The 25,772-nt window shown below is 64.5% G+C and carries 29 protein-coding genes; 16 read left to right on the plus strand and 13 right to left on the minus strand.

Annotation, left to right across the window (positions count from 1 at the left end; genetic code table 11):
* The first annotated feature begins 60 nt into the window (after positions 1-60).
* A complete protein-coding gene (locus F1735_RS16895; protein ID WP_167238009.1) occupies positions 61-339 on the plus strand; it encodes a flagellar protein FliT in 279 nt (92 codons plus the stop codon).
* An 84-nt stretch (positions 340-423) separates the two neighbouring features.
* Here the strand turns inward: F1735_RS16895 and F1735_RS16900 are convergent, their stop codons facing one another.
* On the minus strand, positions 424-1,644 hold the full coding sequence (locus F1735_RS16900; protein WP_167238010.1) for an aminotransferase class I/II-fold pyridoxal phosphate-dependent enzyme: 1,221 nt from the start codon (positions 1,642-1,644) through the stop codon (positions 424-426).
* A 360-nt stretch (positions 1,645-2,004) separates the two neighbouring features.
* On the minus strand, positions 2,005-3,072 hold the full coding sequence (locus F1735_RS16905; RefSeq protein ID WP_167238011.1) for a type IV pilus assembly protein FimV: 1,068 nt from the start codon (positions 3,070-3,072) through the stop codon (positions 2,005-2,007).
* 161 nt (positions 3,073-3,233) lie between these two features.
* On the opposite strand from F1735_RS16905, the gene fumC reads away from it, so the two are divergent.
* The 3 genes from fumC to F1735_RS16920 all read left to right on the plus strand — a co-directional run bounded on the left by fumC (position 3,234) and on the right by F1735_RS16920 (position 5,417).
* Positions 3,234-4,625: a class II fumarate hydratase gene (fumC, locus tag F1735_RS16910; protein WP_167238012.1), complete on the plus strand. Its 1,392-nt coding sequence runs from the start codon at positions 3,234-3,236 to the stop codon at positions 4,623-4,625.
* Positions 4,626-4,740: 115 nt separating this feature from the next.
* Positions 4,741-4,974, plus strand: coding sequence for an RNA-binding S4 domain-containing protein (locus tag F1735_RS16915; protein ID WP_166874095.1), 234 nt, complete (start codon positions 4,741-4,743; stop codon positions 4,972-4,974).
* A 158-nt stretch (positions 4,975-5,132) separates the two neighbouring features.
* On the plus strand, positions 5,133-5,417 hold the full coding sequence (locus F1735_RS16920; protein ID WP_166896210.1) for a DUF883 family protein: 285 nt from the start codon (positions 5,133-5,135) through the stop codon (positions 5,415-5,417).
* A 66-nt stretch (positions 5,418-5,483) separates the two neighbouring features.
* Here F1735_RS16920 and F1735_RS16925 read toward each other — a convergent pair whose 3' ends face one another.
* The 11 genes from F1735_RS16925 to F1735_RS16975 all read right to left on the minus strand — a co-directional run bounded on the left by F1735_RS16925 (position 5,484) and on the right by F1735_RS16975 (position 14,679).
* Positions 5,484-6,425, minus strand: coding sequence for an NTF2 fold immunity protein (locus F1735_RS16925; RefSeq protein ID WP_167238013.1), 942 nt, complete (start codon positions 6,423-6,425; stop codon positions 5,484-5,486).
* Between the two features lie 9 nt (positions 6,426-6,434).
* Complete coding sequence (locus tag F1735_RS16930; RefSeq protein WP_167238014.1) at positions 6,435-6,950, minus strand: hypothetical protein; 516 nt, start codon at positions 6,948-6,950, stop codon at positions 6,435-6,437.
* 122 nt (positions 6,951-7,072) lie between these two features.
* On the minus strand, positions 7,073-8,731 hold the full coding sequence (bufB, locus tag F1735_RS16935) for an MNIO family bufferin maturase (RefSeq protein WP_167238015.1): 1,659 nt from the start codon (positions 8,729-8,731) through the stop codon (positions 7,073-7,075).
* Positions 8,732-8,743: 12 nt separating this feature from the next.
* Positions 8,744-9,022: a BufA1 family periplasmic bufferin-type metallophore gene (locus F1735_RS16940; RefSeq protein WP_167238016.1), complete on the minus strand. Its 279-nt coding sequence runs from the start codon at positions 9,020-9,022 to the stop codon at positions 8,744-8,746.
* 199 nt (positions 9,023-9,221) lie between these two features.
* Complete coding sequence (locus F1735_RS16945) at positions 9,222-9,413, minus strand: YjfB family protein (protein WP_167226751.1); 192 nt, start codon at positions 9,411-9,413, stop codon at positions 9,222-9,224.
* Between the two features lie 184 nt (positions 9,414-9,597).
* Entirely contained in the window at positions 9,598-10,113 is a 516-nt protein-coding gene (gene mobB, locus F1735_RS16950; protein ID WP_167238017.1) for a molybdopterin-guanine dinucleotide biosynthesis protein B, read from the minus strand.
* Positions 10,114-10,166: 53 nt separating this feature from the next.
* Entirely contained in the window at positions 10,167-10,931 is a 765-nt protein-coding gene (locus F1735_RS16955) for a general secretion pathway protein GspB (protein WP_167238018.1), read from the minus strand.
* Position 10,932: 1 nt separating this feature from the next.
* The gene (locus tag F1735_RS16960) at positions 10,933-12,558 is read right to left on the minus strand and encodes an ExeA family protein (protein WP_167238019.1); all 1,626 of its coding nucleotides are present in this window, start codon (positions 12,556-12,558) and stop codon (positions 10,933-10,935) included.
* 27 nt (positions 12,559-12,585) lie between these two features.
* Complete coding sequence (locus F1735_RS16965) at positions 12,586-13,116, minus strand: hypothetical protein (RefSeq protein ID WP_229505823.1); 531 nt, start codon at positions 13,114-13,116, stop codon at positions 12,586-12,588.
* 154 nt (positions 13,117-13,270) lie between these two features.
* Positions 13,271-13,456: a hypothetical protein gene (locus tag F1735_RS16970; protein WP_167238020.1), complete on the minus strand. Its 186-nt coding sequence runs from the start codon at positions 13,454-13,456 to the stop codon at positions 13,271-13,273.
* 305 nt (positions 13,457-13,761) lie between these two features.
* Complete coding sequence (locus tag F1735_RS16975) at positions 13,762-14,679, minus strand: LysR family transcriptional regulator (protein ID WP_167238021.1); 918 nt, start codon at positions 14,677-14,679, stop codon at positions 13,762-13,764.
* A gap of 186 nt (positions 14,680-14,865) precedes the next feature.
* Here F1735_RS16975 and F1735_RS16980 point away from each other — a divergent pair, with 186 nt between their 5' ends.
* The 12 genes from F1735_RS16980 to F1735_RS17035 all read left to right on the plus strand — a co-directional run bounded on the left by F1735_RS16980 (position 14,866) and on the right by F1735_RS17035 (position 25,772).
* On the plus strand, positions 14,866-15,141 hold the full coding sequence (locus F1735_RS16980) for a hypothetical protein (RefSeq protein WP_167238022.1): 276 nt from the start codon (positions 14,866-14,868) through the stop codon (positions 15,139-15,141).
* 158 nt (positions 15,142-15,299) lie between these two features.
* On the plus strand, positions 15,300-15,545 hold the full coding sequence (locus F1735_RS16985; protein ID WP_167238023.1) for a hypothetical protein: 246 nt from the start codon (positions 15,300-15,302) through the stop codon (positions 15,543-15,545).
* A 279-nt stretch (positions 15,546-15,824) separates the two neighbouring features.
* Positions 15,825-16,730, plus strand: a complete 906-nt coding sequence (locus F1735_RS16990; RefSeq protein ID WP_167238024.1) for a GIN domain-containing protein — start codon at positions 15,825-15,827, stop codon at positions 16,728-16,730.
* Positions 16,731-16,843: 113 nt separating this feature from the next.
* A complete protein-coding gene (locus tag F1735_RS16995; protein WP_167238025.1) occupies positions 16,844-17,416 on the plus strand; it encodes a hypothetical protein in 573 nt (190 codons plus the stop codon).
* Positions 17,417-17,701: 285 nt separating this feature from the next.
* A complete protein-coding gene (locus F1735_RS17000) occupies positions 17,702-18,574 on the plus strand; it encodes a BadF/BadG/BcrA/BcrD ATPase family protein (RefSeq protein WP_167238026.1) in 873 nt (290 codons plus the stop codon).
* Between the two features lie 2 nt (positions 18,575-18,576).
* On the plus strand, positions 18,577-19,311 hold the full coding sequence (locus tag F1735_RS17005; protein WP_166874143.1) for a GntR family transcriptional regulator: 735 nt from the start codon (positions 18,577-18,579) through the stop codon (positions 19,309-19,311).
* Positions 19,308-20,420: an N-acetylglucosamine-6-phosphate deacetylase gene (gene nagA, locus F1735_RS17010; protein ID WP_167238027.1), complete on the plus strand. Its 1,113-nt coding sequence runs from the start codon at positions 19,308-19,310 to the stop codon at positions 20,418-20,420. Before F1735_RS17005 ends, nagA begins: the two co-directional genes overlap by 4 nt.
* On the plus strand, positions 20,413-21,423 hold the full coding sequence (locus tag F1735_RS17015; RefSeq protein WP_187364280.1) for an SIS domain-containing protein: 1,011 nt from the start codon (positions 20,413-20,415) through the stop codon (positions 21,421-21,423). Before nagA ends, F1735_RS17015 begins: the two co-directional genes overlap by 8 nt.
* A gap of 16 nt (positions 21,424-21,439) precedes the next feature.
* Positions 21,440-22,702, plus strand: coding sequence for an ABC transporter substrate-binding protein (locus F1735_RS17020; RefSeq protein ID WP_167238028.1), 1,263 nt, complete (start codon positions 21,440-21,442; stop codon positions 22,700-22,702).
* Positions 22,702-23,568, plus strand: coding sequence for a carbohydrate ABC transporter permease (locus F1735_RS17025; RefSeq protein WP_167238029.1), 867 nt, complete (start codon positions 22,702-22,704; stop codon positions 23,566-23,568). The genes F1735_RS17020 and F1735_RS17025 overlap by 1 nt, the downstream gene beginning before the upstream one ends.
* A complete protein-coding gene (locus tag F1735_RS17030) occupies positions 23,568-24,386 on the plus strand; it encodes a carbohydrate ABC transporter permease (protein WP_167238030.1) in 819 nt (272 codons plus the stop codon). Before F1735_RS17025 ends, F1735_RS17030 begins: the two co-directional genes overlap by 1 nt.
* Positions 24,387-24,455: 69 nt before the next feature.
* Positions 24,456-25,772, plus strand: coding sequence for an MFS transporter (locus tag F1735_RS17035; RefSeq protein ID WP_167238031.1), 1,317 nt, complete (start codon positions 24,456-24,458; stop codon positions 25,770-25,772).

The following is a 25,772-nucleotide window of genomic DNA, read 5'->3' on the forward strand; positions in this document are numbered from 1 at the left end:
GATCCCGACGTTATGGAAGGACACGCGGTAATCTTTATCAATTTTTGGCCAGGTGAGCGCATGACCTCCAACGAAGTTCTCTCGATGTACGAAAATATTGCTGGCCTGACTGGCAAGATGGCGCTTGCGGCAAAAGCAGGCGACTGGAATGGCATGGCGAACCTGGAAACGCAGTGCAAGCAACATGCGGCGGCGGTCAAGACCGGCGTGCCTGCACTCGATGGCGCGCCCCGCATGCGCAAGATCGACTTGCTCAAGCAGATCATGGCCAATGACCGCGCGGTGCGCGAAATTACCGAACCGTGGCAGTTGTCCGATGTGATGTGCGCGACGCACTGAGCTGCTTGAAAATGTGACCGAAAAGATGTCAACGAAAGCGCCCGAGGGCGCTTTTTTGCTGGCTCGCTCCGGTCATTACCAGCTTTACCCCGCCACAGCCACCTTCAAGGCCAGCGCAATCCCCTCGGCCGCCTGGGTAATCTCGGGCAGCGACGGAAAACTCGGGGCGATGCGGATATGGCTGTCGTCCGGGTCGACCCCGTACGGATACGCGGCGCCAGCCGGCGTGAGCGTAATGCCGGCTTCCCTGGCCAGCGCGATCGTCTTCCTGGCCGCACCCGGCGGCGTGATCAGGTCGATAAAATACCCGCCCTTCGGCACCGTCCACGATACGCCCGGCACATCGCCCAGGTGCGCCCCGAACTGCGCCAGCACGGCGTCGAACTTGGGCTTGAGCAGCGCCGCGTGGCGCATCATGAGCGCTTCCACGGTCGCGCTGTCTTTCAACAGGCGCACGTGGCGCAGCTGGTTGATCTTGTCCGGGCCGATGCTGCGAATGCCCGCATGCCGGGTCCACCAGGCGATATTGGCCGGCGACGACGCCAGCGCGGCAATGCCCGACCCGGCCCAGCTCACCTTCGAGGTCGATGCGAACACGATCGCCCGGTCCGGGTTGCCCGCCCTGGCGCATGCGCCGATGACCTCGGCGACACGCACGTGTTCGTCGGTCAGGTGATGGAAACGATAGGCGTCGTCCCACATCAGCCGGAAGTCGGGCGCGGCGGTTTGCATGGCGGCGAGACGGCGCACCACCTGGTCCGAGTAGACCGCGCCGGACGGATTGCTGTACTTCGGCACGCACCACATGCCCTTGATGCTGGCGTCATTGGCCACCAGGCGCTCGACGACCTCCATATCCGGCCCGTCGTCGTTGAGCGGCACGTTGATCATCTTGATGCCGCGCGCTTCGCAGATCGAAAAATGGCGGTCGTAGCCCGGCACCGGGCACAAGAACACGCTCTGCTGGCCAACCCAGGGCTGGCCGCCCGGCACGCCGTTCAACAGCGCAAACACGATCACATCATGCATCAGCGACAGGCTGGCGCTGCTGTCGACAACGACCTGGGCGCTTGGGACGTCGAGCAGGCTGCCGAACAGCGCGCGCGCTTCGGGCAGGCCCACGCCCAGGCCATCATTGCGGGCGTCGGCGCCATCGGCCGCGCTAAAGCCGGGCAAGGCGTCGAGCAGGTCGTTGGAGAGGTCGAGTTGTTCGGGAGATGGTTTGCCGCGCGACATGTCGAGCTTGAGTCCGCGTTGCAGGAACAGCGCGTATTGCGCTTGTGCCGGGTGTGTTGCCGTCGTCATGTGCTTGCCTTCAGTGAAGGGGGTCACCGAAGAGTATAGCTTGAAGGAAAATTGATCGCTGGGGGAGGACAGAATTCTGGAGAGCGATCACCAGGTATCTCCTGGTGTCGCCTCTTGCCGGTTGCATCCGGCGTCCGCTGGCGCATCGTTGGCTGGCGGACCGCTTCCGGGGACAGGCGTTTCTTCAACGATTATCTGCTTGCCGCGCCACGCTATCGTTGGTGGCTGCGCCAGATCCTGGGCCCGTTTTTGCAGTCCCGCAGGACCACGGAAACCAGTATAGCGCAGTTTTAAAAGTTGTGTAGACGACTTTGTGCGCGTGTACATCTTTTTTTCAACATTTTTATATATGCAAGGAAATCAGCTCGCATCGGGCTCGGCATCAACCGCCGCCGCGGGCGCTTTCGGCTTGCGTTTGAAGCGCGCGGCGAGTCCGGCGAACATGCCCGTTTTGGCCGCTGCGGGCGCGTCGGCCGGTGCGGCGCCCTCGGCGGACAGCGCAGCCTTGCGCTTGCGCCGGCGTAGCAGCAACCAGACGGCCACGGCGGTCACCAGGATCGCGCCTGCGGCAATGCCGATCAGCATCCAGGGAGACTCCTCCCCTTTCTTGGCGGCGTTCTTTTTGGCGAGCGCCGCGCGCGACAGGATCGGCGGCGCGGCCGAGCCGGCCGCATGACCGGCCGGCGCGGCCGCATGGCTGGCGGAAGCCGCGTCATGCCCGGCCGCCGCCGCATGGCTGGCGACGACACTCTTGCCCTCGATCGCCCGTTGCAGCAGTTTGACCTTTTCTTCGAGCTCCACAATCCGGGCCGACAGCACGCCATTCTTGCGGTCGAGATCGACGCACGTCTTGAGTTGATCCTCACTGATCTGGGGACAGGATGGCGACCCGGCCGATGGCAGTTGCAAGACCCGCACCGGGCGCGGCGCTGGCGTTGGCGTTGGCGCAAGCCTGGCGGGCGCGGCAGGCAAGGACGCAGGGACCGGGACCGGGACCGGGTCCGGTGCCGGAACAGGAAGCGGAACCGGCGCGGGCGGCGGCGCCGGCTGCGGATCGCGGCTGAGCCACAAGGTCACTGCGCGCACTTCGCGCTTGCCGCCTTCGCCGAGCATGAGGAACAGATGCACATAATCGCTCTCGACCGGCTTGACCGAGGTGATGTGCAGAAACTGGCGACCGTCGCGCCGCATCACCGACAAGGTCAGGTTCGACAGCACCGGATGCATGCGCACATTCGCGCCGCGCCACACATCGGCGTCGGCCAGGCGCACCTGCACGCTGGCGCCGCGCTCGGGCGATTCGGCCAGCGCCGTCAGTTCCACATCGGCCACCAGCGGCTGCCCGATGTACGAACGCACCTGGGCCTCGCCCAGCTCGGCGGCGTGGGCGCTGGCCAGCGCGCCGGCCAGTATCAGGCGGAGAATCAAGATAATGCCGGACCGGGCCAGCCGGGCGATTCGCGAATGGTGCATATATGGTAATGTTGTCCAGCTAATGACGAAGGAGCGGAGAAATCTGTAGCCCTGCCGTAATTAACGTACGCCGAGATAAACTCTTTAACCGCAATCCCAAATAAACAGGTAACGAAATGGAAACAAGAATCGAAAAGGACAGTTTTGGCCCGATCGCGGTCCCGTCCGAGCGCTTGTGGGGCGCGCAGACGCAACGCTCGCTGGAGCACTTCGCCATCTCAAGCGAGCGCATGGCGCCCGAGCTGGTGGCCGCCCTGGCCCAGGTCAAGCGCGCCGCCGCCGCCGTCAACCGCTCGCTCGGCCGGCTGCCGGCCGAGCAGGCCGACGCCATCGTCAAGGCCGCCGACGAGGTGCTCGACGGCCAACATCCCGACGAGTTCCCGCTGGTCGTGTGGCAGACCGGCTCGGGCACGCAAAGCAATATGAACATGAACGAGGTGCTGGCCAACCGCGCTTCCGAACTGAGCGGCGGCGCGCGCGGCGAAGGCCGCCTGCTGCATCCGAACGACCATGTGAACCTGGGCCAGTCGTCCAACGATATTTTCCCGACCGCGATGCACGTTGCAGCGGCCCAGGCCGTGGTGCAGGCGCTGCTGCCAGCCCTGGCGCGCCTGCGCGGCACGTTCGAGATCAAGTCGCGCGAGTTCGCCGACATCGTCAAGATCGGGCGCACCCACTTGCAGGACGCAACCCCGCTGACCCTGGGCCAGGAATTCTCGGGTTATGTGGCCCATCTGGAATACTCCGAGCACGCGATCAAGTCCACCCTGCCCGGCCTGCTGCAACTGGCCGCCGGCGGCACGGCGGTCGGCACCGGCCTGAACACGCACCCGGATTTTGCGGCCCGCATCGCGGCCGAAATCGGCTCGCGCACGGCGCTCAGCTTCAAGACCGCGCCCAACAAGTTTGCGGCCCTGGCCGGGCATGACGCGCTGGTCGGCACCCACGGCGCCCTGAAAACCCTGGCCACGGCCTTGATGAAAATCGCCAACGATGTGCGCTGGATGGCGTCCGGCCCGCGCTCGGGCCTGGGCGAGATCAGCATTCCCGAAAATGAGCCGGGCAGCTCGATCATGCCGGGCAAGGTCAATCCGACCCAGTGCGAAGCGCTGACCATGCTGTGCTGCCAGGTGTTCGGCAACGATGTCGCCATTACCATGGGCGGCGCCTCCGGCAACTTCGAGCTGAACGTGTTCAAGCCGATGATCGCCCATAACTTTTTGCAAAGTGTACGTTTGCTGGCCGACGGCATGCGCTCGTTTAACGAGCATTGCGCGCACGGCATCGAGCCGAACCGCGAACGCATCGGCGAACTGATGGAACGCTCGCTGATGCTGGTGACGGCCCTGGCGCCGCACATCGGCTACGACCGCGCGGCCCAGATCGCCAAGAAGGCGCAGCACGAGGGTACCACCCTCAAGCAGGCGGCGCTGGCGCTCGGTTTTGTGACGGAGCAACAGTTCGAGGAGTGGATCGTCCCGCTCGAGATGACCCGCCCGGGCGTGTAACGTACGGCGTGTAACGTACGGCGTGGAAGGCGCGGCGCGGCGCGGGCAACGTTGACGCGCCGCGCCGATGCCGCCACACTGCGCTTCTTTCATCTATTTTTAGGACGAGCGGTAAATGCAGAAAGTCACTTTTGACCTCACAGGCGAGTTCGTCGAACTGAACCAGTTATTGAAGCTGTCGGGCCTGTGCGACAGCGGCGGCGCGGGCAAGAACCTGGTCGCCACGGGCGTGGTATCGGTCGATGGCAAAAAGGAATTGCGCAAGACCGCCAAGATCCGCGATGGCCAGGTGGTCGGCATCGGCGATGTGCGCATCAGCGTGCGCAGCAGCGGGACGGACGGCGCCTGATTGCGCCAGCGCAGTATAAACACCTTGTAATCGGGCAATATTAGAAATATGCTGAGTAAGGACGGCGGCGGCACGGGCGTTCTTGCGCGGCGACAAACACAAAATTGCATGTTTTGTCTATATTCTAAGACGTGATTAACCGATTCAAGGTGGCCACCATGGATAACCCTGAAGAAAACCAGCAAACCCAGGAACGATTGATCGGCGACCTGCGGCTGGTCATCGAAAATGCGGAAGAGTTGCTGAAGAACACGGACCAGTACACCAGCGTGTTATACCGCAGTGCCCGCGCCAAGCTGGCGCTGGCACTGAACGCGGCCACCGAAGAACTCGCCCGATTCGAGGACGAGCAACTCGGACGCATGATCGAAGCGAGCAAAACCGCCAATGCGGACAATGCCGACCTGTCCGGCGAAGCGCGCATCATGCGTGCTTTCAATTAAACAAGCCAGCGGCGTCTTCCCCGCGCGCCGCTGCTTCGGTCCTCGCCCGCGCGCGTCATCGGGCTGCTACAAATACCCCGTCTTCCATCCATCGAACAAGTTTTGCATGTGATCGAGCAACCAGGTGTGGCCTTTTTTCATGAGCACGAAGCGGCACTGCAAGTGAGCGTGGTGGGTGGCGTACACGCACACCTTGCGCGCCGTCAGCCATTCGACGTCGATGACGCTGTGCCCCGCATACGTGGGCGGCGTGCCGAAACTGGACGCGACGGCCTGTCCCGAGGTGCTGTGCCTGGGCGTACAGTATTGCGCAAAAATGGCGCTGCGGACCGGCTGGCGCCAGTCGGTCAAGAGCGGGTCCGCCTTGTCGAGCGCGAGCTGGGTTTCCCAGGCGCTGATCCCGTCCCAGAAACCGTGCAGCGCGGCCAGCGCGGCCGCCTCCTCGCCCGCGCCGGGGATGAAACCGGGCGGCGTGCGACTGGCCAGGCGGCGCTGTTCGCGCATGAACGCTTGCGCCAGGCCGGGTGCCAGGGAGTCGTGCGCATACAAGCCCACGGTGGGATGGGCCGCCAGCGCCAGCAGGCCGTCGCGGCTGATCGCGCTGCCGCTCAGGTCCACATGCGACAGCGGCGCGATGGCGGCAATGTACGGGATGCAGGCATCGTCGACCCGGGTGTTGCGCAGCGACAAATTGCGCAATGTGGCGTGCCTGGCCAGGGCCGCGAGGCCGGCGCCGCTGATGCCGGTGTTGTCCAGCACCAGCCAGTTCAGGGCGGGCACGCGGGCGATAGCGGGCAGGACGGCGTCCGTGACCGCGCTGGCGGCCAGCCACAGGCGTTCCAGCCTGGGCAAGGCGCACAGGGCGCTCACTTCCTCATCGCCGATGGCGCAGCCGGTAAAGGTCAGGCCGCGGATCGATGGTTTGCTGAGCAAGAAGGCAATGTCGGCGGCGCTGAAGGCGCGTTCGTTGAAGTCCAGAAAAGTTGGTCGTGCGGGAAGATCGAGCATGGCCGGCGCTCAGGCGTTGGCGATGGCCGAGGCGCGCTCCTGCTCCCACGCTTCCTGCCAGGCAATGGCGCCCGGCTTTTCGAACCATTGCTGGAGGTAATCGGCGAGCCCGGCCGCTTCGGGCATCGGCGAACTCGACAGGTAGGCCATGGTGACGTCCAGCCCGGCGCCGACGAAATACTCGGCTCCCAGCAAGGTCCCGACATCCATGTTGATGTGCTTGGCTTTCCACAGCAACAAGCTGTCGGCCACGTCGCCGGCGCGGTACAGCAGGAAGGCGCACTGGTAGATGCCTTCGTAGTAATCCATATCGTCTTGCACGATGTGGTCCCAGAGGGCTGTGCGCAGGTTGATTTCCTCGTCGAGCAACTCGATCAGCAGCACGCGGTACGGCGCCAGGGTCGCACCGACCAGTTGCTTGTAGATCGCCCGGCGCACTTCCGGCGCGAGCAGCGCGGTCGCGACTGCGGGGGAAACAGCATTGCCATTGCTCTGGTACTCGGCGATAACTTGATCAGCGCTCATTGACATGAATGAAATCGATATAAAGAATGATTATAGCGTGAGTAAAACGCAGCCCTTTTGCACGGGGGCCGCGCCCTGGAAAAATGGCCAGCTTCCGCACAGAAAGACAGGCAATCCGGGATTCAGGGCGCCAGCAGGATGCCGAGCGCAATCCACTGCGCCAGATGCGCCCCGATGTCGAATTGCTCATCGAGGGCGAATGCGGCATCGAGCGCCTCACCCATTGTATATCCGCCGGCCAGCGCGGCGAGCGCGCCTGCGTGCGCGGGGGTGAGCGCGAGCAGTTCCACCTTCCAGCGCGGGCGGGCGAGCAGGGCCGCGCTGGGGCGATCCATAACCGCCGGAAAGGCGACGCCGCTGTCGGGCTGGTGCGCTTGCCACAGGTGTACCACCGCCCAGCTTGACGCGATCAGGCTGCAGGCCGGATGCAGGGCGTAGCGCGCCTGTTCGAACTGGTCCGGCGTGAGGGCGGCCAGCGCGGCGGCGCCGATGGGTTCGGCGTCAAGCGCGTAATGGGCGCGGTGCATCGCCCACTCGAGGCGCGCCATGTCCGGCAGGTAAGGATAATCGGCGACAGGGGGGAAACCGTCGAGGAAGCGGGCAAAACTGGCGCCGAAGCGGTTCAGGTCGGCGTCGAGCGAGGGATGGGCCATGCCGTAGGCCCGCGCCAGCGCGCCGAAAAACGCCTCGCCGACCAGTTGGCGCAGCACCGGGCAGGCCGCCGCCAGGGCTTTGTTCCAGGTCACGCCAAGGTTGCCTCGATACAAGCCGAAACGGTCCGCGTTGGCGCCGCCCCTGAACTGCGCCAGCGCCTCGGCTTCGCGGTCATAGTCGAACAAGGCTTGCGCGAAACGTTGCTGGGTATCGGCCAGGGCGTCCGGGGCCAGCGCCTGGCCGTGGCGGCCGCGCCAGGGGTTGGCGACGTTGATCACCGGGTAAGCGCTGGCGATGCGCTGCGCCTTGCGCGCTTCGCCCAGCAGCACCTCGAGCGCGGGCACGTCGGTATCCCATTCGATCAGGGTCGGCAGGCGGCCGAAGCGCGCCAGCGCCGCTTCATACAGGGCCCACACGGGCGCGGCCACCACGTCGCCATGATGATCGACCACTGCCTGCGGCGTGACCAGATGGCCGGCCAGGTGGATTTCGCCCACGCTGCCGGGGGCGATGGCCGCGATCGCCGCCAGCGCGTCTTCGCCGTGATTGCACTGGTTGACGTAGAGATTGTTCACATCGAGCAGCAAGGCGCAACCGGTGCGGCTGGCCAGCTCGGCCATGAACTCGGCTTCGCTCATGGTATCGTCGTTAAAACGCACGTAGGTGGAGACATTTTCCAGCAACATGCGCCGATGCAGCCGGTCTTGCACTTGCTCCACCCGTTGGCACAGCAAATCGAGCGCGGCGCCGCTGAGCGGCATCGGCAATAAATCGTTCAGTTGGCGGTCGGCAACGGCGCCCCAGCACAGGTGTTCGGACACGAGCATGGGCTCGACCCGCTCGACCAGCGCGCAGACACGGTCCAGATGGGATGTTGAAAACCCGCGCGCCGAGCCAAGGCCGAGGCCGACGCCGTGCAGGCTGATGGGATAATCGCGGCGCAGTTCCTGCAATACATGCCAGTCCCAGCCCGCGCGGTCGAGAAAGTTTTCGGTGTGGACTTCAAGCCAGCCGACTGCGGGCCGTTGCGCGAGAAACTGGCGGTAATGGGGGGCGCGCAAGCCGACCCCGGCGCCCGGCGAGGCGGGACCGGCAACAGGATCGACCGGTAAGGCCCCGCCCCGCATGAAATAGCCGGCTTACTTGCCGGACAGTTTGCCGCCGGCTTTTTCACAGCTGCCCTTGGCCACCCATTTCCACTCTTCCGGCGCCTTGTCGACGGTCGATGCCCCGGCGCAGCCGTGCGAACCGGTCGCGCTGGCGCAATCGTTCTGGCCAGCCTTGGCGATGCCGTAGCACTTCTCCTTGTCGGCCTTGTCGCCCTTGGACATGGGCGCATCGTGCGCGGCGGCCATGCCGGAGGAAACAGTACACACGCCGGCGAGGGCGGCGGCGATCAGGGCTTGACGTTTGTTCATCGTGGATCTCCTTGAGTATGATGGAAGTGGAACAGGAACTGCCGGGTTGAAGGCGATTGTAAAGCGGCCCACGCGATTGTCCGGCGTGCCTTTCAGTTCCTTACAACTTTTCCCGTGCGCGCCAATTTTAACGTAAAAAAGCCCGCTTCCTCCATCGATGGGAGGGCACCGGGCGGCGCGGCGCGTCCGGGGCGCCGGATCAGGCAGTCGTATTGATCCTGTTGCCGAGATTGGCCGGCAGGCGCTGCGGTTGCGGCAGCGCGTCGATCAGCTGGGCAGCAACCTGGCCCTCCATCTGTTGCGCTTTCTTCAACACGGCGTAGCCCACTTCCTGCTTGATACCCGTTTCGGCCATGCTGGTGGCCAGTGATGCAATTGATGAAACATCCATGAGAGTCCTCCCGTTTGATTGGCTATCAGGGATGGTAACGACGCGGCGCGCCCGAACTTGAGGGGGACCTCGAAAAACCGTAGCGAGCGGTGCAAGTTTCGTCGGAGAAGCGCAGCCGTACGAAGGTACGGTGAGCATCGCAGGACGAAAATTGCGCCGCGCAGTAGGTTTTTCGAGGTCCCCTTTAGGCTGGCGCCGGATTAATTCTGGCCTTGACCCATGCCAGCACGCTGGCCGGGTCGTTCAGGTCGAGCCAGGCGAGATTGTCGGGCAGGTGATCTGGCGGCGGCGCATCCGATGCCACAGCGACAATATGCGGATCGTTCGGATACAGCGGCGGATGCCCCAGCGAGGGTCGCTGCACCTCCAGCTTGGGGATGGCTTCCCATTTGTAGCCTTCGACCAGGGTCAGGTCGGCCTGGCCCAGCAGGGCCAACTGCTCGGCCAGGGTCGGTTCCGGCTCGCCGCGCAGCTCGCGAATGACGGCCACGCGGAACGGCGAGGCGATCATCACCTGCGCCGCCCCGGCCATGCGCAGGCGCGCGCTGTCCTTGTGGGGCGGTTCGAGCATCACGTCGTGATGGCTGTGCTTGACGACATTGATGCGCAAGCCATCGGCAGCCAGCTGGCGGACCAGGGTTTCGAGCAAGGTCGTCTTGCCACTGCCTGAGCAGCCGATTACACCGAGTAAGTTGTGCATGCGCGGCCTTTCCGCCGTGAAGTGAGATCGCAATTATACAAAGGTCGCCACCATCAATACGGATGGCGGTAGCGCTGGCCCTTGTAGCTCATCACGGCGGACTTGGGCAGCAATTTTTCCAGCACCAGGCCGGGCGCCACTTCCTCGCCTTCGCGGCGCAAGACTTTATCGATGAGCAAGAGGCGATCGGCCGGATTCCTGGAATAGATATAGCCGCCCACCGCGATCGGCGGAATCTCGCTGCGCAGCGCCTCGGGCAGTTCGCGCAGGGTGCGCAGGGACTCTTCCGGAGCGGTAACAGGCTTGTCGGCCTTGACCGTGTCGGTCCTGGCCGGCCCGTCTATTTTGAGCGGCGTTTCCTTCTTGACCGGCGCTTCCTTCTTCACCGGCTCTTCCTTCTTCACCGGCGCTTCCTTCTTGACCGGCTGAGGCTTGACCTCGGCCACTTTGACCGGCTCGGCCTTGGGCGGCGGCGCGGCTTGCACCACTGGCGCCGGCGGCGGGGCCGGCACGGGAGCGGGCGCGACTGGCGCGACTGGCGCGGTAGCCGGCGCGGTAGCCGACGCGGTAGCCGACGCGGTAGCCGACGCGGCCACCTGCACCAGCGGCGCCGGCGGCGTTGCCGATTGCTTCCAGGCATACACAGCAGCCCCGGTGGCGCCCAATGCCAGCAGCGCCAGCCCGATCACGACAGGGTTGGCGCCAGCGCCGGCCCGTTCCGGCTCGGCGACATGCATCGGGGTCGCGTGGATGGTCGGCGCGTTGCCGAGCTGGCGTTCGGCCTGCGCCTTTTTCAGTGCTTCGAGAATATAGGACATCTTATGGTTTCCCCGTTGCGCCAGCCGCCAGCAAGCGCGGTTCGGCCACGCCGGTCAGCTGGTTCAGGCGCATGTAGGTGCGCGGACCGGCCACGCCGTCCGCCTTGAGGTTTTGACGGGCCTGGAACGCGCGCAGCAGTTCCAGGGTCGGCGCGCCCAGCGGGCGATCGGCCGGCGGCGGGGCCAGCCCGTTGACCTTGGCCAGGCGCGAGGCGATCCAGTCCACGTCGGCCCCCTGCTCGCCCGCGCCGACCTGGTCGCGGAAGTAACGCGGCATGACCCAGAAGGTCACGAAGCTGCCGTCCGAACGGGTGGCGAGCGCGCCGAAGTCGAGCGTCTGCTCGCTGCCGTCCACGTTCAGGCGCACGGTGCTCTCGTCCATGCCGGTCACCAGCGCGTAGCTCACCACCGGCCCGTCGCGCAAGGTCAGCACGGCCGGACGGTCGAGCAGGCGCAGTTCGTACAGCCCGCCCTTGCCCTGATGGCAGCGCAGGTTCAGTTTCAATGCATCGTCGCAGGTCGCGCCGGCGGGCAGCGCCACGCCCCAGAGCGCCGACAAGGCGTGCAGCGCAGCCGCTTCGCTGGCGTGGGTGAGCGGCGCGACGGGCGCACGCGGCGCATGCGCCGGCGGCGCCGGGGGTGGCGCGACGGCGGCGAGCGCCTTGACCGGCGCCGGCGCCGCCTGCACCGCCACAGCCCTGGCGGGCGGGCGCAGTTGCCATGCCGCCGCCGCGCCGATCACGGCGCTCGCCAGCAGGCCGGCCGCAACATACTGCCAGCGCATCCTGGACGCGGCCGCCGTGGCGCCGCCCGAAAACACTTCGCTGCCGGCGCGGCGCAGGATCTGGCGCGTCACTTCGCGGCTGTTTTCGACATACGCCCCCAGCAGCGCGCGGTCGCACAGCAAGTTGATGCGGCGCGGCACGCCCTGCGACAACTGGAACACCTGCCCCATCAGCGAACGCGGAAACGGCCGCGACGCCCCGCCCCCGGCCACCGCCAGCCGGTGCGCGACGTAGCTGGCGGTTTCGGCTTCGGTGAGCGAGCCGAGGTGATAGCGCGCGATGACGCGCTGGGCCAGCTGTTCGAGTTCTGGCCGGGCCAGGATCGCACGCAGCTCCGGCTGGCCGATCAGGATAATTTGCAGCAGCTTGCGCTCGCTGGTTTCCAGGTTGGTCAGCAGGCGCAACTGTTCGAGCACGTCGGCCGACAGGTTCTGGGCCTCGTCGATGATCAACACATTGTTCTTGCCCTGCGCGTGGCTCTGCAACAGGTAGCGGTTGATGGCGTCCACATAGCTCTTGACGCTGACCGCGCCGGCCGGCGCCGGCGGCAGGTCGATGCGGAATTCATCGCAGATCGACAGCAGCAGTTCCTCGACCGTCAGCTTGGGATTGAAGATGTAGGCCAGGCGGCAGTCGGGGGGAATCTGCTCGATGAAGCAGCGGCACACGGTGGTCTTGCCGGCGCCGATTTCGCCGGTCAGCAGCACGAAACCGCCGCCGCTGCCGACCCCGTACAGCAGGTGCGCCAGCGCCTCGCGGTGGCGTTCGCTCATGAACAGGTAACGGGGATCGGGGGCGATGGAAAACGGTGATTGCTTCAGGCTGAAGAATTGCTTGTACATGGATTCCCTGGAAGTGCATCACCCGCGCTAGCGGCCGACGGGCAGCGGCTTGTATTTGGCGCAGTAAATCTTGGACTTGGTCTTGAAGTAGACGATCTTGCTGCCGGGATTGGACGCGCGCACCGGATATGGCGAATTGTCGATTGACAGGTGCCGCACGCCCACGGCGTTGCGGATCGATTCTTCGAGCTTGTCGGGCGTGGTGTCGGCCACGGCGGCCACGAACACCAGTTCGCTGGTATCGTCGCTGATCATGATGTCGGTCACCGGCGCGCCCCACAAGGTGCCCTCGGCCTTGAACCAGTAAGCGCCGCCCTCATGCTTGTAGGACGGGCCGAAGGCGCTCACCAGGTAATCGTGGAAGTAAGCATTGTCGAGATGGCTGCGACACAGGATGGCGCTGCCGATCACGGGGCCGAAGGTCGACGGCGCCGCCAGCGCGGCCAGCGGCGCGGCGGCGGCCAGCGCCAGCAGGGCCATGGCGCAGCTGCGCCCGGGCAGTGCGCGCGAGCGGGCAGCACCAGGTAAAACCTGCTTCGAACCGATCGCCAGGCGCATCCGACCTCCGCGGGAGAACGTGCTTACTGACGCGCGCGCTCTTCCTTCTTGACCTTCTTGGCTTCTTTTTTCTCTTTCACCGACTTGGCGGGCTCTTTTTTGGTTTCTTTCTTGTTGTCTTGCGCTTTACTCATTGCGGGCTCCTGATAACGATTTATAGCTTGGACAGCCAATTGCGGTTGGCAGCGATTTTCTGCTTGGCCGACGCCGGCAGCATCTCGTAACAGCCGGGATACTGCTTGAGCGCGTGCTCGCGGATTTCTTTCTGCACACCGTTGATAATAAACACATATACGACGGCACCGTCGTCAGTCTGCCGTGTGCCCATATAGCGAATCATTATTCCTCCTGTTAATCCGTGAGCGGAGCGAATAAACCTCTGTTGTCTCACATCGTCACATTATGACACTGCCCGGCGCAATTTCGCTACCCGGCGCAAAAATCGCGGACGAAAAAAAGCCCGCGCGGAGGCGGGCTTTCGAGATGGGCCGCTAGTGCCCGTGCAACTTCTTGCTTTTGTAAAATTTGCCAGAAAGCATATCGCTGATGCCACTCTGGAATCACTAAATTCCGACTAGAAATATAGCACATGACATTGGCATGACATGAACAAAATGTCAGCGAGTGTGGCGAGAAAGAAACGCCTCAGACTTGCGCCAGCCAGGGGTCGCTTTCCGGGCGCGGAAACTGGGCCGTCATGAAATCGACAAAACTGCGCACCTTGTACGACAGCAAACGCCGGCTCGGATAGACCAGCGACACTTCCAGGCGGCCCAGATGGTGACCCTTGAGCAGTTGCACCAGCCGTCCACTGCTCAGGTCGTCTTCAAGGGTCAGCGAGGAACGCACCATGATGCCCATGCCGGCGATGGCCGCCTGGCGCAGCACCGAGATATTGTTCGATATCACGCGTGGGGTGATCGGCACATCGACCCGTTTGTTCTCCCACGTCACCGGCCAGCTGTGGCGCAACTGCTCGAAGGCGAAATTGAGGCAATCGTGCGACGACACGTCGACCGGCGTAAGCGGTTCGCCGCGCCGCGCAAGGTAGTCGGGCGAGGCGCACAGCACCACGTTGGACGTGGCCAGGCGGCGCGCAATCAGGCTGGCGTCGAATTTTTGCAAGCCCATGAAGATACCGACATCGAAACCTTCTTCGACGATATCGACCGCATGGTCGGCCAGGGTGACGTCGAGCACCACCTCCGGCACGGTGGCGGCGTACAGCGGCAGCAGCCTGGCCAGCTGGTACTGGCCGAAGCCGGGATGGCAATACACCCGCAAGGTCCCGCTGGCCTTGCGCGACGACGAGGACGCGACCGCGTCGGCATCGTCGATATCGGCCAGGATCTGGCGCACCCGCTCCAGGTATTGGCGGCCGGTTTCGGTCAACGAGAGCTTGCGCGTGGTGCGGTTGAGCAAGCGCGTGCCGAGGTGGGCTTCCAGGTCGGCGATGTTGCGCGTCACTACGGTGTTCGACATCTCCATCGCCTCCGCCGCGCGGGCAAAGCTGCCCTGCTCGACCACTTTGGCAAACACACGCATTGATTGAAGCCTGTCCATCCCCGCCTCCGACTGTGGATTATCCCAAATTGCGCAATGTTGCATTGCGAGTATTCGCCTTTTTTGCGGATACCGCAACGTATAGACTGCTTCACATGGACCAGCAATCGCAAACAAGCAACTCGTCAGCGCCGCCAGGTCCCAGCGACGTCCACGCAGTTTCCACTCAATTACTGGAGAAACACCATGAAATCATTGTCCTTCATTGCTGCTGTTGCCGTGTTTTCTGTTGGAAACTTTGCTGCTACCGCTGTTGCGGCCGATGTCACCGTGGCCAGCGCAAGCGTCAGTGCGGCGGCGAGCAGCATCAGCGCCACCCGCCTGAACGTGCCGCTACTGGCCGTGCCGGAGCTGGCCGTGTCGTCGACCCGCAGCCGCGCCGAGGTGCGCGCCGAAGCGCTGGCAGCGGCCAAGAATGCCCGTCCAACCCTCAATACCCAGCTCGACCTGATCTCGAACTAAGCGTGGATTGAGATCGATTATTCCGAATTTAGCAATTGTGCATTGCGTCATTCGGTCTTTTTCGAATCAATCAGACGCAATACACTGACCTTAATCAAAGAGCACCGCTCTTGCCGCCGCAGACAAACGCGACGTTGAATGAATACTGGAGAAATATTATGAAAGCATCGACCTTGTTTACCGCTGTTGCAGCCCTGGTCCTGAGTGCTTCGGCCTTTGCCGCCGACGCCCCTGCCGCCAGCACCGCTGTTTCCGCCGCCGCCGCATCGAGCCTGAGCGTGCCAGCTGTCACCATCAGCCAGTCGACCAGCCGCAACCGCGCCGACGTGAGCGCCGAAGCTGTTGAATTCGTCAAGAACTACAAGACCGCTTTCGCCATCCAGCTGGAACAGTACAAGAACTAATTGAGTACCCCTCGCGGCGGCCAGCCCCTGGCCGCACGCTCGCAGCACAGTTCACACCGGAAAACCCGACGCCCCCTCGGGTTTTCCGACCTCCCCTCCCCCGTTTTTTTCGTGCCCGCATCCCCATGCGCCCGTGCCCGCCCGTGCCCGCCCGCGCACAGCCGCTTCCCGACCGTTCACGCCGCCGATTCGTCCGTTCGTCGCCTGCTACGCGCGTGCGCGCCCGGATGGCCGTATTGTTCATGTTCCGTACTCAACGCCGCCCAGCGGCCACATGCCATGACCACCTTGTTCAACTACCTCACCTGCGCCACCGTCCTGTGCGCCGCCGCGGCCGCCGCCCACGCCGAGGACATCTACGATGTGCGCAAGGTCGCGCCCTTCCACGCGATCGACGTGTCCGGCCCTTACACAGTCGAGATCAAAGGCGTGGGCACGCAAGAACTCGCGCTGTCGGGCCCGCGCAAGGAACTCGACGACATCGACACCATCGTCAAGGGCGATACCCTGATCGTGCGCCCGCGTGCGCCCGGCGGCATCAACATCCGCTTCAACCGGAAGGAACGCGTCACCATCAAGATCAGGGCGCCCGGCCTGCACAGCCTGTCCAATGCCGGCAGCGCCGACGTGTCGGCACGCGATGTCGAGAGCGCGCAATTCGCACTGAACGTGAGCGGCTCGGGCGATGTCGAGATGTTCCAACTGAAAACCGCGAAGCTGAACGTGAGCATGCAAGGCTCTGGCGACGTCGACCTCGGCGGCGACGTCGGCGTCTTGCAGGCCAATGTAAACGGCTCAGGCAGCTTCGACGCCTGCAGCATGAACCTCAAGCGCGCCAGCGCCGTGCTGCGCGGATCGGGGGAAGTCTGCGTCCCCGGCGGCAGCGAGGAATTCCTGGGTGAGTTGCATGGCTCGGGCGAGCTGACCGTCAAGCAACTGCAGGCCGACAAGGCGCGCCTGGTGGTGACCGGTTCCGGCGAGATCGACATCGACGGCGCGGTCGGCACGCTCGTCGCCGACCTGAACGGTTCGGGCAGCATCGACGCCGAAGAGCTGGTGGTGCAACAGCCCAAGGTGACCGTACGCGGCTCGGGCAACGTGGAAGTACGCGTCAAGGCGGCCGGCAACGGCGCCGCGCAACTGATGCGCTATGACCGCAAAGGCGCCAGGGCGACGCGCGGCTGATGGTGCGACCGGTAACACCGTGCGTGCCTGAAACCACATCGCGGCGAACGCGTTAGCGCAAGCTGCCTGGCAGTCAGGCAGGCAGATACAATGGGCGCATGTTAAAAACAACCATGCGCTCTGCCGCCCTCCTGATTTTCATCGGCGCCTGCAACGCGGCGCTTGGCTCGGATACCAGCACACTCCAGGCCAAGCCCGATGCGGCGTTCCTCCAACTCGTCGACGCCACGCGCTTCCTGGCAAATTACAAGGAAATGGCGGCCGTATCGGCGCGCGTGTCCACCAAGCGCGCGCAAGGCGACCAGAACCCCTACGCCGCATTCCTGGCCAAGGTCGCCGTCGCCGACCTGAGCGACATACGCGACTGCATGGGCCGGGCCTACGCCAGCGGTCCGATCACGCCCACGGACGCCGTGCAACTGGTCCGGATATTCAATTCGCCGCTGGGGAAAAAAGTGATCGACATCACCCACAGGTCGATCATCGCCAAGCTCGATCAAGACGCTTTTCCGCGTGTGGATTGGTCGTCAGTCACCGATGACGAGCGCACCGAGATGCCGTCCATTTTCGAAAATCCCGCCTTCCAGCACTATGCTGCGGTGATTTCCAACCCGGCTTTCGAACAGGCCACCATGGCGTGCCTGGTATCTTCCAAGGTCGGCAAAGCGAACGGCTTCAAAGGCTGAACGACCGTTCGGCCCAGGCGCGCCGCCCCATGCCGCCGCCCTCCCCGGGCGTCGGCGCGCGCTTCTCCGTGCATACCAAATTGGCACTAAACCAGAGCCAGCACAATACCATTCCCCTTGCTCAGAAATACGTTTAAAAACAATTGGTTAAACCGATAATGGCAAGTTGCGGCAGCATGCCAATTCGGTATTTTATAATACCACTTAAATACCTGTTGACAAGGTGGTTAGGCGATCATATAGTGCCCACACCTTCCCCACTTCAGAACCCGGACAACAGCAAACATGATCGAATATCTCATCGGCGTCGATGGCGGTGGAACCGGTACCAGAGTGCGCCTGGCGCGCGCCGACGGCAGCCAGCTGGCACAAGGCCAGGGCGGACCGTCCGGTCTCTCGCTCGGCATTGCGCAGGCGTGGAAGTCGGTCGCCGAAGCGATCGCCTCGGCCTTTGGCGCGGCCGGCATCGCGCAGCCGCCCAAGGCCGGCATCGGCATTGGTCTCGGCATGGCCGGCGTGCATAATCCGCTGTGGGCCGAACAATTTATCAGCGCCGATCCGGGCTTCGGCAGCATGCGCCTGGCAAACGACGGCCACACCACCCTGATCGGCGCGCATGGCGGCAATCCCGGCACCATCGTCGCCATCGGCACCGGCAGCGTGGGCCAGGCCTTGCTGGCCGACGGCAGCTTTCGCGAAGTGGGCGGCTGGGGTTTTCCGACCGGCGACGAAGCCGGCGGCGGCTGGATGGGCCTGCGCGCCATCGCCCATATCGAAAAAGTCATCGACGGCCGCGCGCCGCACAGCGCCTTTGCGCAAGCGGTGATCGACGCCTGCGGCGGCGAGCGCAATGCGATCCAGGTGTGGATCGGGGGCGCCACCCAGACCGTGTTCGCCTCGCTGGCGCCACTGGTGGTGGCGCATGCGGCTACGTGCGACACCGCGCGCGCCATCCTGGCCGATGCCGGGCGCGAAGTGGCCTTGATGGCGCACGCGCTCGACGCCACCGGCCAACTGCCGCTGGCCCTGTGCGGCGGCCTTGGCGCGCCGCTGCGCGCTTACCTGCCGCCAGACCTGCTGGCACGCAGCGTCGCTCCCCTGGGCGACTCCGCCAGCGGCGCGCTGCGCATGATCGAACTCCACGTGAGAGGACACTAACCATGCTTGCGCAGCTCAGCGATTTCAAGCCCGACGCCGACAGCGTCACCCCACTGTATATGCAGCTGGCGAACAAGCTCTCGGCCGGCATCACCAGCGGCGACTGGCGCGCCAACGAAGCGCTGCCGTCCGAGCGCATGCTCTCGGACATGCTCGACATCTCGCGCGTGACCGCGCGCAAAGCCATCGACATGCTGTGCGAGCGCGGCATGCTGACGCGCCGGCGCGGCTCCGGCACCTACATCACGCCCAAGCTGGAACAGCCGCTCTCGCGCCTGACCAGCTTTTCGGAAGAACTGAGCCAGCGCGGCTTCACGGCCGGCTCGCGCTGGCTGGAACGCGAGATCGGCGTGGCAGCTCCCCTGGAACTGCTCTCGCTCGGGCTCTCGCCCAACATGCCGGTGGCGCGCCTGCGCCGCCTGCGTACCGCCGACGATGTGGTGATGGCGATCGAAACGACCACCATCCCGGCGATCCACATGCCCGATCCGCACGGCGTGACCGATTCGCTGTACGGCTACCTTGAGGCGCGCGGCGCCATTCCGATGCGCGCGCTGCAGCATATCCGCGCCGTCAACGCCAATGCGGAGCAGGCGCGCCTGGCCGGCCTGGCGCCGGGCGCGGCGATGCTGCACATTACCCGTGTGAGTTACCTGGACAGCGGCGCGGCGGTGGAACTGACCCACTCGTTCTGCCGCAGCGATTATTATGAATTTGTAGCGGAGTCGCGCCGATGAGCGATGCAATCAAGGGCAATATCCTGACCAGCAGCGGCTGGATCAACGGCGCGATCAGCTTCGGCCAACGGGTCACAGGCATGCATGGCGGCGCGGTCGATCCGGCGGTCAACGGCGACGACTACGTCATCCCCGGCTTCATCGACCTGCACGTGCATGGCGGCGGCGGCAAGGACATCATGGAAGCCGGCGACGCGCCCCATATCATCGCGGCCATGCACGCCAGGCACGGCACCACCTGCCTGCTGGCCACCACCATGACGGCGCCGCCGCACGAAATCACGCGTGCGCTCAAGGCCATCGGCGCGGCCTGCGCCGAGCGCCGTCCGGGCGCGGCGCGCATCCTCGGGGTACACCTGGAAGGCCCGTACATCAACTCCGGCAAGCTGGGAGCGCAGCCGAACTACGCGCGCGCCGCCACCCTGGCCGAAGTGCAGCAACTGGGCACACTGGCGCCGATGCGCCTCATTACCGTGGCGCCCGAAATCGCCGGCCACCTCAATTTAGTCAGGGAACTGAGTAACGCCGGCATCCGCGTGCAGATCGGGCATACGCTCGGTTCCTACGAAGATGGCGTGGCCGCGCTGGAGCACGGCGCGGCCGGCTTTACCCACCTGTTCAACGCCATGAGCGGCCTGCATCACCGCGAGCCGGGCATGGTCGGCGCGGCGCTGGCGCATGCGCAGTACGCCGAACTGATTCCCGACCTGCTGCACGTACACCCGGGCGCCATCAAGGTGGCGCTGCGCGCGATCCCGCATCTGTACTGCGTCACCGATTCCACCGCCGCCACCGGCATGCCCGACGGCGACTACAAGCTTGGCCGCCACAGCGTGCAGAAATGCATGGGCGGCGTGCGCCTGCCCGACGGCACCCTGGCCGGCAGCACCTTGACCATGGACCAGGCGCTGCGCAACCTGGTGAGCCTGGGCCTGACCCTGGAAGACGCGTCGCACCGGGTCTCGACGTATGCCGCCGACTACCTCGGCGAAACCGAACGCGGACGCCTGGCGCCGGGCGCCTTTGCCGACATGGTGGTGCTGGACCGCGATTTGAAAATCAAAGCTGTCTATATCGAAGGAGAAAAGTGTGACCTCACTGATGCTTAAAGAAGCCCTGTCCGCCGCCGACTGCGTCGCCCTGCAACTGGAAAACGACGTCGAACGCTATGCGGAACTGGGCCGCAAGCTGAGGACCACCACCTTCAACACCGCGCTGACGGTGGCGCGCGGCAGCTCCGACCACGCCGCCAACTACTGCGCCTACCTGATCATGGCGCGCATGGGGCGCATCGTGGCCTCCCTGCCGATGTCGCTGGTGACCTTGTACAAGTCGCCGCTGGTCACGCGCGACACGCTGACCATCGCCATTTCGCAATCGGGCCAGAGCCCGGACGTGGTCGAACCGATCAAGTACTTCCGCGACGGCGGCGCCACCACCATCGCGCTGGTCAACGATATCGATTCGCCGCTGGCCGCCGCCGCCGAGTGGGCCATGCCGCTGCGCGCAGGCAAAGAGCAAAGCGTGGCCGCCACCAAGAGCTTCATTACCAGCCTGGTGGCCGGCGCGCGCCTGGTGGCGCAGTGGCAGAACGACCCGGAACTGAGCGAAGGCCTGGCCGCCCTGCCGGACGCATTGCGCAGCGCTACCGAGGTGGACTGGTCGGCGGCGCTGGACGTGCTCACGCCGGCGCGCAACATCATGGTGGTCGGACGCGGCATCAGTTTTCCGATCGCGCTCGAATCGGCGCTCAAGTTCAAGGAAACCTCGGCCTTGCAGGCCGAAGCCTTCAGCGGCGCCGAAATCAAGCACGGCCCGATGGCCCTGATCGAAGATGGCTACCCGCTGCTCATTTTCGCAACGCGCGGACCGACCCAGGCCGGCCTGATCGCGCTCGCCGCCGAGATGCGCACCCGTGGCGCGCGCGTGCTGCTGGCAGCGCCCGCCGACGTACCCGAGCGCGACCTGACCCTGCCGATTGCCGCCACCCCGGACCTGGACCCGATCGTCGCGGTGCAGGCCTTCTACGTGATGGCGGCGCACCTGTCGAAAGCGCGCGGCATGGACCCGGACCGTCCGCGCCACCTCAGCAAAGTCACCAAGACCAACTGACCCGGCCCCGCCATCGATGAAAACGATACTGCTGACGGCATGGATGGCACTTGGACTGGCCGCACCCACCGCCGCCGCCGCCGCCGAGACGACAATCGAATTCTGGACCTTCAGCATGAAGCCCAAGTTCACGCCGTTCTTCGACTCGGTGGCGCGCAATTACGAGGCGGCCAATCCGGGCGTGAAGATCGAGTGGATCGATTTTCCGTGGGATGTCATCCAGACCAAGCTGGTCACGCGCATCGTGGCCGGCACGCCGCCGGCGCTGGTCAACCTGAACGTGCCCTGGGCCGACGAATACGCGCGCGACGAACTGCTTACGCCCATCGACGCCCTGCTCGGCGCGTCCAGGGCCAGCTACATTCCCAGCACCCTGGAAGACCTGCGCTTCAAGGGCAAGACCTACGGTTTCCCGATGTACAGCAACGTCGCCGTGATCGCCTACAACCAGCGCATTTTCAAGGAGGCGGGCTTGACGCGCGGCCCGCAAAGCTTCGACGAACAACTGGCGTTTGCGCGCCAGATCGCGGCGCGCACCGGCAAGGCCGGCATCGCCCCGGCGCTGTCGAAAATCGATGGCCTGTTCATGTGGCAGGGCCTGGCCGTCATCAAGGATGGCAAGGCGGTGTTCAATTCGGCGCAGCATGTGGCGCTGGTGCAAAAGCTCGCCGCGACCTACAAGGCCGGCGGGCTGCTGAAAGAAAGCCTGTTCGCCGAAGATAACTTCCCGGCCGTGGTCGACGCCTACAAGGGCGGACGCCTCGGCATGCTGCTCGCCCCGCCGACGGCCCTCAAACGCATCCAGGCCGACGCCAAGGAGATCTATGCGATGACCGGCGTGGCGCCGGCGCCGCTCGGCCCCACCGGCATCGCCGACGGCGGCTGGCTGATTCACTTCGCGATCCCCAAGGGGGTCGATGCGAAGCTGCTGCCGGCGGTCGGCAAGTTCGCGCTGTACCTGACCAGCGACGCCAACCAACTCGCCTTTGCCAAACAGGCCAGCGTATTCCCCACCGCCGTCAAGGCGGCCGCCGATCCGTATTTTTTGGCGCACCCAAGCAACGCCGGCGCCGCCGAAAAAGCCGTGGAAGCGGGAGCCCGCTCGATGGCGCACTCGCACACCTTGTACGTGGCCGGGATCGACGACTACGACGAACTGCGCCGCTCGCTGGTCAAGGCGGTCGAAGCGGGCGTCACCGGCAAGCAGGACGTGCGGCAGGCGCTCGACCAGGCGGTCGCGATCTGGAACAAGAAGCTGTCCAAACAGCGGCCGCACTGATGAAGACACGGCGCCACACCCTGCAAGCATGGCTGTTCCTGGCACCGGCACTGGTGCTGCTGGCCGTGTTTTCGTTCTGGCCGGTCGCTTACGGTTCGTTCCTCGCATTCACCGACTATTCCCTGATCCGGCCAACCTCGTTCGTTGGACTGGATAACTTCCGCTACATTTTCGATAACGAGATGTTCGTCACGGGGCTCAAGAATTCACTGCTGTTTTTGGTGATGGTGCCGTTCGTGCAGGTCGGCGCAGTGGCGCTGGCGGTGCTGGTCAATAACCAGCTGCCCGGCATCCGCTGGTTCCGCGCCGCCTTCTACGTGCCGGTGGTGACGACCGTGTCGGTGGTGGGCATCATGTGGGGCTTCATGTTCCATGAACAGGGCACGCTCAATTACGTGTTCATGCAACTGCGCCTGGCCAACGCGCCGATCGGCTGGCTGACCGACGACACCCTGGCCCTGTTCGCGGTGATGTTCGTCACGCTCTGGCGCGGGCTTGGCTGGTACATGGTGATGTACCTGGCCGCGCTGCAATCGATCCCGGCCGACATGCAGGAAGCGGCCATGCTCGATGGCGCCAACCGCTGGCAGCAGTTCTGGAAGATCACGGTGCCGATGCTCAGGCCCACGATCGCCGTGTGTACGATCCTGTCGGTGCTGGCCGCGCTCAAGGCGTACCAGGAAGTGGACGTGCTGACCCAGGGCGGGCCGATGAATTCGACCTTCACCGCCCTGTACTACGCCTACGACCAGGGCCTCAAGCACCTCAAGCTGCCGCGCGCCCTGGCCGCCAGCCTGGTAGTGTCGAGCATCTGCATCGGCATCGCGCTGATGTGCCTGCGCTACCTCAAGCCGAAGCACCGCTGATGCGCGCCCCTGCGCTGGCCACGTTCGGCCATTACCTGATCCTGTGCGCGCTCGCGGTGGTGTGCGTGTTCCCGTTCTGGTGGACCCTGGTCACGGCCATGTCGACCGAAGGCAATGTGTTCGCCTTCCCGCCCACCTTCTGGCCGCGCAAGCCGTCGCTGGAGAACTTTGCCGAGGTGTTCCGCGCGATTCCGATCCTGGCGTTTTTCAAGAACTCGGTGCTGATTGCCGTGTGTACCGTGTTCTGGAAGCTGGCATTGTGTTCGCTGGCGGCGTACCCGCTGGCGCGCATGCGCTTTCGTGGCCGCAAACTGGTGTTCGGGATCATCCTCGCCACCCTGGTGCTGCCGTCGGAAGTGAATTTTCTGGTGAACTTCATTACGGTGACCAAGCTGTCGCTGGTGGACACCTACACCGGCGTGATTCTGCCGAACGTGGTGACGGCGGTGGCCATCCTGCTGCTCAAGCAAGCCTTCGAGGAAGTGCCGCAAGACCTGATCGACGCCGCGCGCGTGGACGGCGCCTCGGAATGGGTCGTCTTCAGCAAGATCATGCTGCCGCTGATCGCGCCGTGGCTGGCCACGGTCGGCATCCTGACCGCGGTCGAGGCCTGGAACGAGTACATCTGGCCCTCGATCGTGATGAGCAAACCGGATGAATTTCCGCTGTCGGTGGGCGTGCTGTATTTGCGCGGCACCTTCGGCAGCAGCACCCGCGTGATCGCCGCCGGCACCGTGCTGACGATCCTGCCCACGCTGGCCGCCTTCCTGTTCACGCAGCGCTTCTTCATGCGCGGCATGGACGGCGCGGTCAAGTGACGTAGTCAAATGACGTAGTCAAATGACGTAGTTAAGTGACGTAGTTAAGCAACCCACCCAAGGATGTCGATGGAACTGACTAAAACAACCAGAAAAGAACGCAGCCCACTGGCCTGGGTCCCCAGCTTGTACCTGGCGCAGGGCCTGCCCTTTTTCGCGGTGGCGATGGTGGCCGGCCAGATGTTCAAGAGCATGGGCGTGGCCAACGACGACATCTCGCACTGGACGGCGGCGATCATGTCGGCCTGGATTTTCAAGCCGCTCTGGAGCCCCTTCCTGGAACTGGCAAGCAGCAAGAAAATCATCGTGGTCAGCTTCCAGCTGATCGGCGGCGCCTGCCTTGGGCTGGTGGCGCTCGCGCTGCACATGCCGTTCTGGTTTGCCGCCTGCGTGGTCATGCTCACTTTAGTCGCCATGTCATCGGCCACGCACGACGTGGCCTGCGACGGCCTGTATATCTCCAGCCTGACGCAGACGCAACAAGCGGCCTACGCCGGCTGGACCGGCACCTTTTTCAACGCCGGGCGCTTCATCTCGTCGGGCGGCCTGCTGCTGCTGGCCGGGTATTTCGAGAAGACCCTCGGCGTGACGTCGGCCTGGACCATCGTGTTCTGCATCCTGGCGCTGATGATGGTCACGCTCGGCCTGTACAACGGCTGGGCGCTGCCGCTGGCAAAAAATCCGGTCGGCGCCGATATCACCGCAAGCGCGATCGCGCGCACGCTCAAGGAAGTGATCATCGACTTTTTCAAGAAGCCCGGCATCTGGGTTTCGGTCCTGTTCATCATCCTGTTCCGCGCCGGCGAAGCGCAGGTGCAGACCATCGGCCCGCTATTCCTGCGTGAAGCGCGCAACCTGGGCGGGCTGGGACTGAGCACCATCGAAGTGGGCGGCGTGTACGGCACCGCCGGCACCGTCGCCTTTGTGGTCGGCAGCATCGCGGGCGGTTACTTTACGTCGTGGCTGGGCCTCAAGCGCGCCATCCTGGTGCTGATCCTGGCGGTGAACCTGCCCAACCTGGTGTTCTACTTCCTTGCGACCACCCTGCCGACCGACCTGACCCTGATCGGCGCTGCGCTCAGCGTGGAGATGTTCGGCTACGGCTTCGGCTTCGTGGGCCTGATCCTGTACATGATGCAGGTGGTCGCGCCGGGCAAATACCAGACCGCGCACTATGCGTTCGCGACCGGGATCATGCAGCTCGGCTTTTCGCTGTTCAAGTGGATCAGCGGCGATATCCAGATCGCACTCGGCTACCACAACTTCTTCCTGTGGGTGCTGGCGGCGGCGGTGCCGGTGGCGATCCTGTCGCAGATGATTCCGATGAGCGCAAGCGAACGCCAGCAGGCCGAGCTGGCCGCCGCCAAGCCGTCGGCGGCGACCTGA

Origin of the sequence: Massilia genomosp. 1 (genome assembly GCF_011682185.1) — a bacterium.
In the GTDB taxonomy this organism is placed as follows: domain Bacteria; phylum Pseudomonadota; class Gammaproteobacteria; order Burkholderiales; family Burkholderiaceae_D; genus Telluria_A; species Telluria_A rubra.